The 17,057-nt window shown below is 67.1% G+C and carries 3 protein-coding genes; all 3 read right to left on the reverse strand.

Features of this window, described 5'->3' with window-relative positions:
• Positions 1–161: 161 nt before the first annotated feature.
• Genes ABTV10_RS24095 through ABTV10_RS24105 form a run of 3 tightly spaced genes read right to left on the reverse strand, consistent with a single transcriptional unit; the run spans position 162 to position 16,958 of the window.
• Positions 162–623, reverse strand: coding sequence for a cupin domain-containing protein (locus tag ABTV10_RS24095; RefSeq protein WP_433608307.1), 462 nt, complete (start codon positions 621–623; stop codon positions 162–164).
• The gene (locus tag ABTV10_RS24100) at positions 616–4,572 is read right to left on the reverse strand and encodes a type I polyketide synthase (protein WP_433608309.1); all 3,957 of its coding nucleotides are present in this window, start codon (positions 4,570–4,572) and stop codon (positions 616–618) included. The genes ABTV10_RS24095 and ABTV10_RS24100 overlap by 8 nt, the downstream gene beginning before the upstream one ends.
• Positions 4,569–16,958, reverse strand: a complete 12,390-nt coding sequence (locus ABTV10_RS24105; RefSeq protein ID WP_499031181.1) for an SDR family NAD(P)-dependent oxidoreductase — start codon at positions 16,956–16,958, stop codon at positions 4,569–4,571. The genes ABTV10_RS24100 and ABTV10_RS24105 overlap by 4 nt, the downstream gene beginning before the upstream one ends.
• Positions 16,959–17,057: the final 99 nt, after the last annotated feature.

The raw sequence follows: 17,057 nt of genomic DNA on the forward strand, positions 1-17,057 counted from the left end.
TGTTCGGCTGGCTACTGATGGCGCGGTGGGCATGCGCAGACACCCGGCCCCCAATCCGGTGTCAGGACCCGACAGCGAGTTCTGACACCGGATTGAGCTCGCCGGCCTCTGGCCAATCAATCGGCTACCGAGCGGTACAGCTCATCGCGTCCACACCGGCATCAGTTTTGCAGGCTCGCCTCATCCACCGGAATGAAGAGCCCCTCGCTCGGGTCACCGAAACTTCTTGTGCGATGACCCTTTCCGACAGTATCGGCGACGAGAACCAGGTCACCAGGGGCAAACCTGCGGACCGCACCGTCGGTGACCTCGATCTCGATCGCACCCCGCAGCATTACAATCCACTGGACGCGCGGGGCTGGATGTGGAGCGGCGTCGAACTCCGGAGAGAGCAGATACAGTGCCCCCTCCATCGATGCAATGCCGGCGACCCCAAGTGGTGGTAGTGCCTGAGCGACGTGCTGCGGGGTGAGGACTAGTTCCGCGTCCTCGAACACCGAGTCGCCATTCGGGCCGACAGCGACCCGGGTGTATCGCTTCACGGTGGCAAAGTTCATCTCTACATCCTCAGATAGTGGTTGGGTCCATGGCAGCTGTGCCGGGCCGGAGATGCTCTCACTCATGAGTCACGCCACCTGCGTGAACGCCGAGGCCGTGGAGCCACCGGTCGAGAGCCTTAGCCGTGTGCACAACGTCTTGGTCGATGATCGAGAAATGATCACCGGTGACCTCCAAGGTGGTGTCGGGCAGCCGCCACGGGGTCGGCTCGAGCCCATCGAGCGTCGGGTCCAGCGAGTGCTCCGCCCGGATCAGAAAGGCGTCGGCGTCAATGTCGCCGGGCTTCCATTCGGGGAACAGCCGGAGGTAGAGACCCATCGCGAGCAGAGCCTGGTCATCGATGATGACTTTTCCTTCTGCCAGCAGATGACCCGTGACGGTTGAGAAGACGCTGTGCGCCTGCTCCTCGTTCAGGGGATACGAGTCCAACAAGGCGACGCCGAGAGGGCCATCACCTTCGCGCTCCAGTCGTTCGGCCATGGCGCGCGCCACGATGCCGCCGCTCGAGTACCCCACCAGGATGAAGGGAGCACCACCTGCCGCTTGGCGCACCGCACGAGTGAGCGCATCGACAGACGCTTCCCAGCAGTCGGGAACCGAATCTCCATCGCGTTGTCCGGGAAGCACGAGCGCCGAGACTCGGCGCGAATCCGAGAAGGAGCGTGCGAGTCGGGCAAACTGGTGCGGGCCCGATCCCGCCACGAAAGAAGGGACGCAGAAGATATGCGGCCCATCGCCTTCACTGACGATGGGAACGATCGTCGCTGCGTGCGCGACCGCCTCGGATCCCCCCGACGATGCCAGAAATCGGGAGGCCTCGATCAGGATCTCGATCACCCTGTACAGCTGCCCTTCCTCGTGGGCGCGCCTTGCCAGAGTGGTGAGCGTGCCTGCACGCCCCTCCGATCCGGAGGCAGGCCGCGGTTCGCCCTCTTGCTCCGCGTAGGACACCGCGAGCGTGTGTGCGAGCTCGGCCACCGTGGGGCTGTCGAGCACCCGAACTGCGGACAGGTCCAGACCGGTTGCCCGCTTCAGACGGGTACGCAGCTCGGTCACCGTGAGTGAGTTCATGCCGAGCTCCAGCAATCCGGCACCCGGCTCGATCTCGACCAGGTTGCCGAGAATCTCGCCGATCTCTCCGACCACCAGATCCATGAACGCAGCTTCACGCGCGAGCGGATCCATGTCGGCATATCGCGCGGTCGCCGATCGCGCCGGTTCCTCCACTGACGAATCGGAGAGCTCCTGCAGGCTAACGGGATTGGACGTGCTGGCAAGCCAGTAGTTGTGGTGTTGGAAGGGGTAGGTCGGGACGGTCACCGGCGTGGCTGTCGTGATGCTGGCCGGTGGGGTGATGGTGACACCGCTGGTGTCCAGGACGGCCAGTGCCCGTTCGACCGTCAACTCCTCGATGTCGGAGTGGCGCGAGTCGAGCAGGTGCGCCACCGTCACCGTGCCCTCGCCGAGGGTGTGTTCGACCAACATCGCCAGGGTCCGTTCCGGGCCGACCTCGATAAACCGGGTCGCCCCCAACCGGGCCGCTTCGGTGACCCCGTCGGCGAACCGGACCGCGCCCCGCAACTGCCCCGCCCAATACGCGGGCGATGTCGCCTGCTCGGCGGTGAGCACCTGGCCGGTCAGGTTCGACACGACCGGGATCCGCGGCGGATGGAACTCGACGGTCGCGGCCGCGGACTCGAACTGGTCGAGGATCGTGTCCATGTGATGCGAATGGAACGCATGAGAGACGTTGAGCCGCCGCACCCGCCGATCCCCCAGGCCCGCCGCCCATTCCGAGATCGCGTCGGCGTCCCCGGAAACCACCACCGACCCCGGCGCATTGACCGCCGCGATCGCGAGCCGGCCCTCGAACCCCGCGAGCGAGGCGAGAACCTCGTCCTCGGAGGCCGCGACCGACGCCATCGCCCCCGCCGCCACCACACCGCCCATCAGGCGGCCGCGCTCGACGATCAACACACACGCATCCGCCAGCGAGAACACCCCCGACAGATACGCGGCCGTCAACTCCCCGATCGAATGCCCCACCAACACATCCGGGCTCACACCCCGGGCCTCGACCATCCGGAACAACGCCACCTCGACCGCGAACAACCCGATCTGCGTGAACTCCGTCCGATCCAACAACCCACCACAGTCCTCGAACACCAACTCCCGCAACGACCGACCCAGGAGCGGATCCGCCGCCACACACACCTCGTCGAACGCCGCCGCGAACACCGCCGAGCACTCATACAACCACCGGCCCATCCCGGCCCGCTGCGAACCCTGACCCGTCAGCAACACCGCCAACTTGCCCGCCCCGGCCACACCCGTGACCACCGACTCGTCCGGCACACCATCAGCCAACGACCGCAAACCCGCCAGCACACCATCACGACCCTGCGCGACCACCGCCGCCCGACACCGCAACCGCGACCTGGCCGCCAACCCCGCCGCCACCGCACCCGGATCAAGGTCAGGATCGGCGGCAACGAAATCCGCAAGCCGAGAAGCATACTCGCCCACCGCCGACTCGGACTTCGCCGAGAACGACAACACCACAGGACCAGAAGCCGGGGCCGCGGGGACAACGCTCTCGATCCCGTCAACAGACGGAGCCTCGGCCTCGGCGGGCGCCTCGGCGATGATCACATGCGCGTTCGTGCCACTGATCCCGAACGACGACACACCCGCCCGACGCACCCGCTCCCCCGCCGGCCACGCCACCGACTCCGTCAGCAACCGCACATCACCACGAGCCCAATCCACATGCGGCGACGCAACATCAGCATGCAACGTCGCCGGCAACCGACCATGCCGCAACGCCATCACCATCTTGATCACACCACCGACACCCGCCGCCGCCTGCGCATGACCGATATTCGACTTCAACGACCCCAACCACAACGGCGCCCCACCGCGCCGACCGAACACCTCCAACAACGCACCCGCCTCGATCGGATCACCCAACCGAGTCCCCGTCCCATGCGCCTCCACCGCATCCACATCACCCGCCGCGATCCCCGCCGACGCCAACGCCCGCTCGATCACCCGCACCTGCGACGGACCATTCGGAGCAGTCAAACCATTCGACGCCCCATCCTGATTCACCGCAGAACCAGCCACCACACCCAACACCCGATGCCCACACGCCCGCGCCACCGACAACCGCTCGAGCACCACCACACCCACACCCTCAGCCCAACCAGTCCCATCAGCACCCGCACCGAACGACTTACACCGACCATCAGCAGCCAGGCCACGCTGACGACTGAACTCCACGAACGTCCGCGGCGTTGCCATCACCGTCACACCACCGGCGAGCGCCAACGAACACTCACCCGACCGCAACGCCTGCGCCGCCAAATGAATCGCCACCAACGACGACGAACACGCCGTATCCACCGTCACCGCCGGACCCGTCAACCCCAACGCATACGACACCCGACCCGAGACCACCGAACCCGCACCACCAGTGCCCGAATACGAATCCAAACCCCGATCCGAACCCGCCCACAAATCAGCACCGTAATCGTGATACATCACACCCGAAAACACACCAGTGCTACTGCCCTGCAACGACTCCGGATCAATACCCGCCCGCTCCAACGCCTCCCACGACACCTCCAACATCAACCGCTGCTGCGGATCCATCGCCAACGCCTCACGCGGACCGATCCCGAAGAACCCCGCATCGAAATCACCCGCACCATCCAGGAACCCACCCTCACGCACATAACACGTCCCCGGCACATCAGGATCCGGATCGAACAACCCCTCCAAATCCCAACCACGATCCGAAGGGAAACCACCAACCCCGTCACCACCAGCAGCCACCAACGACCACAAATCCTCCGGCGACCGCACCCCACCCGGATAACGACACCCCATCCCCACAACCGCAATCGGATCCTCCGCGTACGCGCGGAGTTTGCGGTTCGTCTCCCGCAGGCGTTCGGTCTCCTTACGCGATGCGCGCAGGGCGGCAGCGAGCTGTTCGATCGAGACGGTCACAGGTCCTCCTCATCGGCCGTGGCGAGTGCCTCGCGCACGAGTTCATCCAGATCCATCTCGTCTATCTCGGCGAGCGCAATATCGAGTTCACTTGGAGTGACGTCGATTTCGATGTCTTCTGCAGGTTCCGGCTGCACCATGCGCAGCAGGTGGTCGGCGACCGCGATCGGGGTCGGATGATCGAACACCAGCGTCGACGGCAGCGTGGTCCCGACCGCGCGCGACAAGCGGTTGCGCAACTCGACCCCGGCGAGGGAGTCGAAGCCCTGCTCGATGAACGGAAGATCCACCTCGACCTGATCGGCCGACTCGTGCCCGAGCACCGCCGCAGCGACCTCACGCACCACACCGAGTACCCGGTCCGCCTGTTCCTGCGCCGACAAGCCCGCGATCAGCCGCTCCAACGACCCCGCACTGCTGGCGCGCTCGGCCCGCCGGACGGTGACCATGTCCCGCAACACCGCCGGCAACACCTCACCGGCCCGCACCTGGGCGGCCAGCGCCCCCACGTCGAACCGGGCCGGGACCACCGCCGGCTGCGACACCGTCAACGACGCATCGAACAGGGCCAGACCCTCGGCCTCGCTCATGCCGACGATGCCGCGGCGACCGAGCTGACCGTGATCGACCCGGCCACCCATCCCGTCGCCGTCCCACAGACCCCACGCCAGCGAGAGCGCACGGTCACCACCGGCCCGCCGCACCTGCGCCAGCCCGTCGAGGAACGCGTTACCGGCCGCATAACTGGCCTGGCCCGCATTACCGATCGTCGCCGCCACCGACGAGAACACCACGAACGCCGACAGATCACTGCCCTTCGTCAACTCGTGCAGATTCCACGCACCGTCGACCTTCGGAGCCAGCACCGCCACCAGTTGCTCACCGGTGATCGACTCCACGATCCCGTCGTCGAGGACACCCGCCGCATGCACAACCGCACGCACCGGACGATCCTCCGGCACCGCCGCCAGCACCGCCGCCAACGACCCCCGATCCGTGACATCACACGCCACCAGATCCACCTCGGCACCACACCCACGCAGACCGGCGACGAGTTCCTCCGAACCGGCCGCCGCGGCACCCCGACGGCTCAGCAGCAACAAATTCCGAACCCCGTGCTCGACCACCAGATGCCGCGCCAACACCGCACCCAGACCACCGGTCGCACCCGTCAACACCACCGTCCCGTCGCCCACATCGAACGAACCCGCAACCACGTCGCCGGTCTCTCCGACCTCGACGGACACGGTCTGCGCCTGCGTCAGCCGGGGCACGAATCCCTCACCCCCACGCACCGCGACCTCCGACTCACCCGCGGCCACCGCCCCCGACAACGCGTCGACCACACCGGCGTCGGTGTCGGGGTCGAGGTCGACGAGCACGAACCGGCCCGGATGCTCCGAGACCGCCGCACGCACCAAACCCCACACCGCAGCACCCGCCACATCACAACCGCCACCATCAACAGCAACGGCACCACGCGTGACCACCACCAACACCGAACCGGCCAAACGCTCATCCGCCAACCACGCCTGCACCTGCGCCAACACCTCACCGACCAACGCCCGCACACCACCGGCATCGGGATCGGCCACAGCGGCGGTCGAGCAATCCAACACCGCCACCGCGGGCACCGGCTCACCCGCAGCCGCCGCCCCGGACAACTCGGCAACGCCACCGAACACCGGAGCCCTGGCAGCACCGAGAACATCGGCAACCGCACCCGCGCCGACCACAGCACCCAACGCCGTCGAACCTGTCAACGCCCCCACCGAACGCCACCCCACCACGAACGGGGTATGCCGACGCCGCACACCAGCCGCCTCGACCAACTGACCCGCCGACGCCTCCCGCAACACCAACGACTCCACCGACACCACCAGACCACCGGCCGCATCCTCCGCCACCAACGACACAAGCCCACCATCGGCAACCGTGAGACACACCCGCACAACCGAACCCGAACCCTCACCCACACGCACCCCAGACCACGCAAACGGCAGCGGCAGGGACTCGTCTGTGCCGGAGAGGATCTCAGGAAGGGCGAACACCGAGTGGACGGCGGCGTCGAACAGCGCGGGATGGATCAGGAAGCTGTCACGCAGATCGATGGTCTTCTCGTCGAGAGCAACGTCGACGATCAGGTCGTTGCCGCGGTGCCATGCCGCCTGCACGCCCTGAAACGCGGGGCCGTAGTCGATTCCGCGTTCGGCGATGTCATCGTAGAAGCTGTCGAGCGCGATCGGAACGGCTCCGTCGGCCGGCGGGGATCCCGGAGCGCCGAGCGACGTGCGACCGTCAACATTGGTCGGCGTAGCGCCGACCGTGCCGAATGCGTGTCTGCGCCATTCGTTCGTCTCGACGTCACAGGAGTACACGGCGATCGGTCGATGCCCGTCCGGATCAGGCTCACCTACCACCACTTGCAGCCGGACGGTCTGATCGGCATCGAGCGCGAGTGGCGCTTCGATCGTCAGATCGTCGAGGAGCTCGCACCCGACCTCACGCCCGGCATGCAGGGCGAGCTCGACGAACGCGGTTCCCGGCAGCAGGGTGAGGCCGAAGACCGTGTGATCCGCCAGCCACGGATGTTCCTCCAGGGACAGTAAACCCTCGAACAGCAGGCGGTCTTCGCCCGCCACCGAGATCATCGTCGACACCAGCGGATGCTGACCGGCAGGTCGCGCTGACGCGCGCGGCTTATGCCAGTAGTTGTGGTGTTGGAAGGGGTAGGTCGGGACGGTCACCGGCGTGGCTGTCGTGATGCTGGCCGGTGGGGTGATGGTGACACCGCTGGTGTCCAGGACGGCCAGTGCCCGTTCGACCGTCAACTCCTCGATGTCGGAGTGGCGCGAGTCGAGCAGGTGCGCCACCGTCACCGTGCCCTCGCCGAGGGTGTGTTCGACCAACATCGCCAGCGTGCGTTCCGGGCCGACCTCGATAAACCGGGTCGCCCCCAACCGGGCCGCTTCGGTGACCCCGTCGGCGAACCGGACCGCGCCCCGCAACTGCCCCGCCCAATACGCGGGCGATGTCGCCTGCTCGGCGGTGAGCACCTGGCCGGTCAGGTTCGACACGACCGGGATCCGCGGCGGATGGAACTCGACGGTCGCGGCCGCGGACTCGAACTGGTCGAGGATCGTGTCCATGTGATGCGAATGGAACGCATGAGAGACGTTGAGCCGCCGCACCCGCCGATCCCCCAGGCCCGCCGCCCATTCCGAGATCGCGTCGGCGTCCCCGGAAACCACCACCGACCCCGGCGCATTGACCGCCGCGATCGCGAGCCGGCCCTCGAACCCCGCGAGCGAGGCGAGAACCTCGTCCTCGGAGGCCGCGACCGACGCCATCGCCCCCGCCGCCACCACACCGCCCATCAGGCGGCCGCGCTCGACGATCAACACACACGCATCCGCCAGCGAGAACACCCCCGACAGATACGCGGCCGTCAACTCCCCGATCGAATGCCCCACCAACACATCCGGGCTCACACCCCGGGCCTCGACCATCCGGAACAACGCCACCTCGACCGCGAACAACCCGATCTGCGTGAACTCCGTCCGATCCAACAACCCACCACAGTCCTCGAACACCAACTCCCGCAACGACCGACCCAGGAGCGGATCCGCCGCCACACACACCTCGTCGAACGCCGCCGCGAACACCGCCGAGCACTCATACAACCACCGGCCCATCCCGGCCCGCTGCGAACCCTGACCCGTCAGCAACACCGCCAACTTGCCCGCCCCGGCCACACCCGTGACCACCGACTCGTCCGGCACACCATCAGCCAACGACCGCAAACCCGCCAGCACACCATCACGACCCTGCGCGACCACCGCCGCCCGACACCGCAACCGCGACCTGGCCGCCAACCCCGCCGCCACCGCACCCGGATCAAGGTCAGGATCGGCGGCAACGAAATCCGCAAGCCGAGAAGCATACTCGCCCACCGCCGACTCGGACTTCGCCGAGAACGACAACACCACAGGACCAGAAGCCGGGGCCGCGGGGACAACGCTCTCGATCCCGTCAACAGACGGAGCCTCGGCCTCGGCGGGCGCCTCGGCGATGATCACATGCGCGTTCGTGCCACTGATCCCGAACGACGACACACCCGCCCGACGCACCCGCTCCCCCGCCGGCCACGCCACCGACTCCGTCAGCAACCGCACATCACCACGAGCCCAATCCACATGCGGCGACGCAACATCAGCATGCAACGTCGCCGGCAACCGACCATGCCGCAACGCCATCACCATCTTGATCACACCACCGACACCCGCCGCCGCCTGCGCATGACCGATATTCGACTTCAACGACCCCAACCACAACGGCGCCCCACCGCGCCGACCGAACACCTCCAACAACGCACCCGCCTCGATCGGATCACCCAACCGAGTCCCCGTCCCATGCGCCTCCACCGCATCCACATCACCCGCCGCGATCCCCGCCGACGCCAACGCCCGCTCGATCACCCGCACCTGCGACGGACCATTCGGAGCAGTCAAACCATTCGACGCCCCATCCTGATTCACCGCAGAACCAGCCACCACACCCAACACCCGATGCCCACACGCCCGCGCCACCGACAACCGCTCGAGCACCACCACACCCACACCCTCAGCCCAACCAGTCCCATCAGCACCCGCACCGAACGACTTACACCGACCATCAGCAGCCAGGCCACGCTGACGACTGAACTCCACGAACGTCCGCGGCGTTGCCATCACCGTCACACCACCGGCGAGCGCCAACGAACACTCACCCGACCGCAACGCCTGCGCCGCCAAATGAATCGCCACCAACGACGACGAACACGCCGTATCCACCGTCACCGCCGGACCCGTCAACCCCAACGCATACGACACCCGACCCGAGACCACCGAACCCGCACCACCAGTGCCCGAATACGAATCCAAACCCCGATCCGAACCCGCCCACAAATCAGCACCGTAATCGTGATACATCACACCCGAAAACACACCAGTGCTACTGCCCTGCAACGACTCCGGATCAATACCCGCCCGCTCCAACGCCTCCCACGACACCTCCAACATCAACCGCTGCTGCGGATCCATCGCCAACGCCTCACGCGGACCGATCCCGAAGAACCCCGCATCGAAATCACCCGCACCATCCAGGAACCCACCCTCACGCACATAACACGTCCCCGGCACATCAGGATCCGGATCGAACAACCCCTCCAAATCCCAACCACGATCCGAAGGGAAACCACCAACCCCGTCACCACCAGCAGCCACCAACGACCACAAATCCTCCGGCGACCGCACCCCACCCGGATAACGACACCCCATCCCCACAACCGCAATCGGATCGTCGTCTACATCGGGTCCGGTTGCAGTAGTGATCGATTCAATCTCGCCGGCGTCGGCGGGGTCAGGTTCGACCATGCGCAGCAGGTGACCCGCGACCGCGGCCGGGGTCGGGTGATCGAACACCAGCGTCGAAGCCAGCGTAGTACCGACCGCGCGCGACAAGCGGTTGCGCAACTCGACCCCGGCGAGGGAGTCGAAGCCCTGCTCGATGAACGGAAGATCCACCTCGACCTGATCGGCCGACTCGTGCCCGAGCACCGCCGCAGCGACCTCACGCACCACACCGAGTACCCGGTCCGCCTGTTCCTGCGCCGACAAGCCCGCGATCAGCCGCTCCAACGACCCCGCACTGCTGGCGCGCTCGGCCCGCCGGACGGTGACCATGTCCCGCAACACCGCCGGCAACACCTCACCGGCCCGCACCTGGGCGGCCAGCGCCCCCACGTCGAACCGGGCCGGGACCACCGCCGGCTGCGACACCGTCAACGACGCATCGAACAGGGCCAGACCCTCGGCCTCGCTCATGCCGACGATGCCGCGGCGACCGAGCTGACCGTGATCGACCCGGCCACCCATCCCGTCGCCGTCCCACAGACCCCACGCCAGCGAGAGCGCACGGTCACCACCGGCCCGCCGCACCTGCGCCAGCCCGTCGAGGAACGCGTTACCGGCCGCATAACTGGCCTGGCCCGCATTACCGATCGTCGCCGCCACCGACGAGAACACCACGAACGCCGACAGATCACTGCCCTTCGTCAACTCGTGCAGATTCCACGCACCGTCGACCTTCGGAGCCAGCACCGCCACCAGTTGCTCACCGGTGATCGACTCCACGATCCCGTCGTCGAGGACACCCGCCGCATGCACAACCGCACGCACCGGACGATCCTCCGGCACCGCCGCCAGCACCGCCGCCAACGACCCCCGATCCGTGACATCACACGCCACCAGATCCACCTCGGCACCACACCCACGCAGACCGGCGACGAGTTCCTCCGAACCGGCCGCCGCGGCACCCCGACGGCTCAGCAGCAACAAATTCCGAACCCCGTGCTCGACCACCAGATGCCGCGCCAACACCGCACCCAGACCACCGGTCGCACCCGTCAACACCACCGTCCCGTCGCCCACATCGAACGAACCCGCAACCACGTCGCCGGTCTCTCCGACCTCGACGGACACGGTCTGCGCCTGCGTCAGCCGGGGCACGAATCCCTCACCCCCACGCACCGCGACCTCCGACTCACCCGCGGCCACCGCCCCCGACAACGCGTCGACCACACCGGCGTCGGTGTCGGGGTCGAGGTCGACGAGCACGAACCGGCCCGGATGCTCCGAGACCGCCGCACGCACCAAACCCCACACCGCAGCACCCGCCACATCACAACCGCCACCATCAACAGCAACGGCACCACGCGTGACCACCACCAACACCGAACCGGCCAGCCGCTCATCCGCCAACCACGCCTGCACCTGCGACAACACACCCGCAACCGCAGCCCGCACACCACCAGCGGTCATAGCCGTGGGCGTCGTGCAGTCGAGTGCGACGACCGCCGGCACCACTGCACCCGCCGCCACCGCCTCCGACAACTCGGCCACACCGCCGAACACCCTGACGCCCGAGCCGCCCAACGAGTCCGCGACCACACCCGAGCCGACCACAGCACCCACCGACCGGGCACCGGTCAACGCCCCCACCGAACGCCACCCGACCACGAACGGGGTATGCCGACGCCGCACGCCCGCAGCCTCCGTCAACTGTCCCGCCGACGCAGCCCGCAACACCAGCGACTCCACCGACACCACCAGATCCCCGGCGGCATCCTCCGCCACCAACGACACAACCCCATCACCGGCAACCGTGAGACGCACCCGCACAACCGAACCCCCACCAACACCCACACGCACACCCGACCACGCAAACGGCATCTGCGTGCTGCGGGCGTCGTCGAGGAACAGGGGATGCAGTGCGCTGTCGATCAAGGCGGGGGCGAGGACGAAGGACATGTCCTCGATTTCCGCTGGAACGGCAACCTCGGCGAAGAGCTCGCCTTGCTGGCCGCGCCACGCGGCGCGCAACCCCTGGAACGCTGGCCCGTAGTAGTAACCGAGTTCGGCCGTGCGGTCGCGAACCAGATCGACGTCGACGGCCACGGCGCCGCGGGGCGGCCACACTCCGAGCTGCGGGCGGTGGACCTCCGTTTGGGTGTCCGCGGAGATCCAACCGGTGGCATGCCGCACCCAGTCAGGCTCTGGCTGGCCGGTCATGTCGTTCAGGGGACGCGAGTAGACGGCGAACTCACGTCGCTCCGATTCATCGGCGCCGGAGACCGTCACCTGCAGTTGACGTTCGATGTCCTCTTCGAGGGCGAGGGGCGCCTCGAGCGTCAGGTCGTCGATGACGTCGGCACTGACCTCACGTGCCGCCGCGAGAACGAGATCGACGAAGGCGGTGCCGGCCAGCACCGTGACGCCGTGAACCACATGATCGCGCAGCCATTCCTGCCGTGCGAACGAGAGCTTTCCGGTGAACAGCCAGCCGCCGTCACCGGCCGTTGCGGTAGTGGCCGAGAGCAACGGATGCCTCGCCTCGTCCAACCCCGCTTCCTCGAGACCGGCACCGGTGTCACCGGTGAGGGTGAGCCAGTAGTTGTGGTGTTGGAAGGGGTAGGTCGGGACGGTCACCGGCGTGGCTGTCGTGATGCTGGCCGGTGGGGTGATGGTGACACCGCTGGTGTCCAGGACGGCCAGTGCCCGTTCGACCGTCAACTCCTCGATGTCGGAGTGGCGCGAGTCGAGCAGGTGCGCCACCGTCACCGTGCCCTCGCCGAGGGTGTGTTCGACCAACATCGCCAGCGTGCGTTCCGGGCCGACCTCGATAAACCGGGTCGCCCCCAACCGGGCCGCTTCGGTGACCCCGTCGGCGAACCGGACCGCGCCCCGCAACTGCCCCGCCCAATACGCGGGCGATGTCGCCTGCTCGGCGGTGAGCACCTGGCCGGTCAGGTTCGACACGACCGGGATCCGCGGCGGATGGAACTCGACGGTCGCGGCCGCGGACTCGAACTGGTCGAGGATCGTGTCCATGTGATGCGAATGGAACGCATGAGAGACGTTGAGCCGCCGCACCCGCCGATCCCCCAGGCCCGCCGCCCATTCCGAGATCGCGTCGGCGTCCCCGGAAACCACCACCGACCCCGGCGCATTGACCGCCGCGATCGCGAGCCGGCCCTCGAACCCCGCGAGCGAGGCGAGAACCTCGTCCTCGGAGGCCGCGACCGACGCCATCGCCCCCGCCGCCACCACACCGCCCATCAGGCGGCCGCGCTCGACGATCAACACACACGCATCCGCCAGCGAGAACACCCCCGACAGATACGCGGCCGTCAACTCCCCGATCGAATGCCCCACCAACACATCCGGGCTCACACCCCGGGCCTCGACCATCCGGAACAACGCCACCTCGACCGCGAACAACCCGATCTGCGTGAACTCCGTCCGATCCAACAACCCACCACAGTCCTCGAACACCAACTCCCGCAACGACCGACCCAGGAGCGGATCCGCCGCCACACACACCTCGTCGAACGCCGCCGCGAACACCGCCGAGCACTCATACAACCACCGGCCCATCCCGGCCCGCTGCGAACCCTGACCCGTCAGCAACACCGCCAACTTGCCCGCCCCGGCCACACCCGTGACCACCGACTCGTCCGGCACACCATCAGCCAACGACCGCAAACCCGCCAGCACACCATCACGACCCTGCGCGACCACCGCCGCCCGACACCGCAACCGCGACCTGGCCGCCAACCCCGCCGCCACCGCACCCGGATCAAGGTCAGGATCGGCGGCAACGAAATCCGCAAGCCGAGAAGCATACTCGCCCACCGCCGACTCGGACTTCGCCGAGAACGACAACACCACAGGACCAGAAGCCGGGGCCGCGGGGACAACGCTCTCGATCCCGTCAACAGACGGAGCCTCGGCCTCGGCGGGCGCCTCGGCGATGATCACATGCGCGTTCGTGCCACTGATCCCGAACGACGACACACCCGCCCGACGCACCCGCTCCCCCGCCGGCCACGCCACCGACTCCGTCAGCAACCGCACATCACCACGAGCCCAATCCACATGCGGCGACGCAACATCAGCATGCAACGTCGCCGGCAACCGACCATGCCGCAACGCCATCACCATCTTGATCACACCACCGACACCCGCCGCCGCCTGCGCATGACCGATATTCGACTTCAACGACCCCAACCACAACGGCGCCCCACCGCGCCGACCGAACACCTCCAACAACGCACCCGCCTCGATCGGATCACCCAACCGAGTCCCCGTCCCATGCGCCTCCACCGCATCCACATCACCCGCCGCGATCCCCGCCGACGCCAACGCCCGCTCGATCACCCGCACCTGCGACGGACCATTCGGAGCAGTCAAACCATTCGACGCCCCATCCTGATTCACCGCAGAACCAGCCACCACACCCAACACCCGATGCCCACACGCCCGCGCCACCGACAACCGCTCGAGCACCACCACACCCACACCCTCAGCCCAACCAGTCCCATCAGCACCCGCACCGAACGACTTACACCGACCATCCGGAGCCAGGCCACGCTGACGACTGAACTCCACGAACGTCCGCGGCGTTGCCATCACCGTCACACCACCGGCGAGCGCCAACGAACACTCACCCGACCGCAACGCCTGCGCCGCCAAATGAATCGCCACCAACGACGACGAACACGCCGTATCCACCGTCACCGCCGGACCCGTCAACCCCAACGCATACGACACCCGACCCGATACGACGCTGGTGAGGGTGCCGGTGATCTGGTAGCCCGCCGGGCTGTTGCGTTCATTGCGCGAGACCGGGCGCAGACCCACGCCGTAGTCCTGCGAGCTGATGCCCGCGAAGACACCGGCGCTGCTGCCCTGCAACGACTCCGGATCAATACCCGCAGACTCGAGCGCCTCCCACGACACCTCCAACATCAACCGCTGCTGCGGATCCATCGCCAACGCCTCACGCGGACTGATGCCGAAGAACGCCGCGTCGAAACCGCCGGCCTCGTAGAGGAATCCACCGACCTGGGGGTAGGGACGGCCGTTCTCGTCACGCTCGCCGCCGTACGGATCGGCCGGCCAGCCACGGTTCGTGGGGAACGATCCGAGCACGGTGTCCTCGCGCTCCAAGAGGTCCCATAGCTGCTCCGGGTTGTGAATGCCGCCCGGGTACCGGCAGGCCATACCGACGATCGCGATCGGATCGTCGCTCGCGTCGAGCTGCATGTCGTCGCCGTTCCACTGCGGAATGGTCTCCGCTGACGCGGGGTTGCACACGTGCTGGATGAACGATTCAGGCGTCGGGTAGTCGAACAGGTCGGTCACCCGAAGGTCGAGACCCGTCGCGGCATTGAGTCGGGTGCACAGCTCGACCGCCATGACCGAATCGAGACCGAGTTCCTTGAAGGTTACGGACGTGTCCATGGCCAGGTCGTCGGCCGCGACACCGAGCAGTGCGGAAACTTCACCGCGCAGGCGTTCGAGGAGTTCCTGCTCGCTGATTGCGTTCTGCTGCTCGGGAGCCGTCGGGCAGAGATCATCCGATGTCGCGTCGGAATCCGTGGCGGCCTCGACCGGATGAGTCACGTTCGCAGGCAAAGGGATCGGACGTCCGCCGCGAACCGCCGCATGGGCCGCCCATTCGACCCGCACCCCGTGGACGTGGGCTTCCGCGGCCGCGATGACCGCGCGATCGAGCCCTCCCTGGTTGCGGCGGAGCGTACCCAGGAAGGGCACGTCGTCGGCGACGATCTCACGAACCCAGCCGGCCATCAGCGGATGCGCGCTGATTTCGATCAGTGCCTCGTCCCCGTGGGACGCTGCCGCGGAGAGGGCGTCGCTGAGACGAACCGGTCGACGCAGCGCCGAGAACCAGTGTTCGGCGTCGAGGCCCTCCATCTCCAACAGCCCACCGGTGTACCCCGAGTAGTACGGAACCTCCGACTTGCACGTCCGAATTCCGGCGAGCTCCTCGAGCAGGCGTCCGCGCATGGCCTCGATGTGCTCGGTGTGCGCAGCGGCACCGATCCGGAGCGTCTTGGCCCGTCCTCCCCCGCTGCGGATGGAGTCCACGAATTCGGTGATCGCGTCGGCCTCACCGGCCACGGTGGTCGATGTCGGCGAGTTGGTACCCGCGAGCCACACCCGGCCGTCCCACCCGCGCAGCAGTTCCCGAGTTTCCTCCGCACCGAGGGCCGCGATCGCCATATCACCCGCCACGGGGAGATCGCGCTGCGCGTGTGCCCACGCCGTCGACATTCGGGCCGCGTCGTCGAGCGTCAGAGCACCCGACGCGTGCGCGGCGACGATCTCCCCCATGCTCTGTCCCAGCACAGCGCAGGGTTCGACACCGAATGACCGCCAGACGGCGTCGAGCGCAACGCTCATCGCGAACAGCGTCGGCTGCGCGATCTCCAATCGATCCAGCGCGTCTGGTGCCGTTGTCCCCTCGATGACGTCGATCAGCGACCAGTCGATGAAGGGCTGCAACGCGTCGCTGCAATCGATGATGCGCTGACGGAACACCGCGGACTGCTCGAAAAGTACCTTGCCCATTCCGTGCCACTGACCACCTTGACCGGGGAATAGGAAGACCGGGCGACGACGAGTGGACGACATTCCTCGAACAACGTTAAATGCCGAGCTGTTTCGCAGCAGAGTATCCACACCGGACGTGAGCTCCTCGACGTCTCGGCCCACCACCACAGCCCGCGAGTCACCGGTGCTGCCCGCTGTTGCCAGCGACAGACTGATATCCGCGACCGTCGCGTCCGGGTGCTCCTTCATCCACTGCTTCACAGCGATTGCCGAGCCACGCAACGTCGCCTCGCTGCTACCGGACAGGACCCACGCGAACGGTTCCGGGCCGCGCTGCTGTGCCACGGCACGGGAGAGGGGTTCCGACGAAGTGTGCTCGTTCATTTCGTTCCTTTTCTCGATCGCAAGGCGAAGGAAGTTGATGCACATCCGAGCGCGGTGGCTCGGGTGATGGGGAAGGGCGACCCACACGCGGCCGGGCGGATCGTTGCGCAGTGGTTGGAGATCAGGTGGCCGTCTGGAGTGGTT

This window comes from Paraburkholderia sp. RHO2 (assembly GCF_050955445.1).
In the GTDB taxonomy this organism is placed as follows: domain Bacteria; phylum Actinomycetota; class Actinomycetes; order Mycobacteriales; family Mycobacteriaceae; genus Prescottella; species Prescottella agglutinans_A.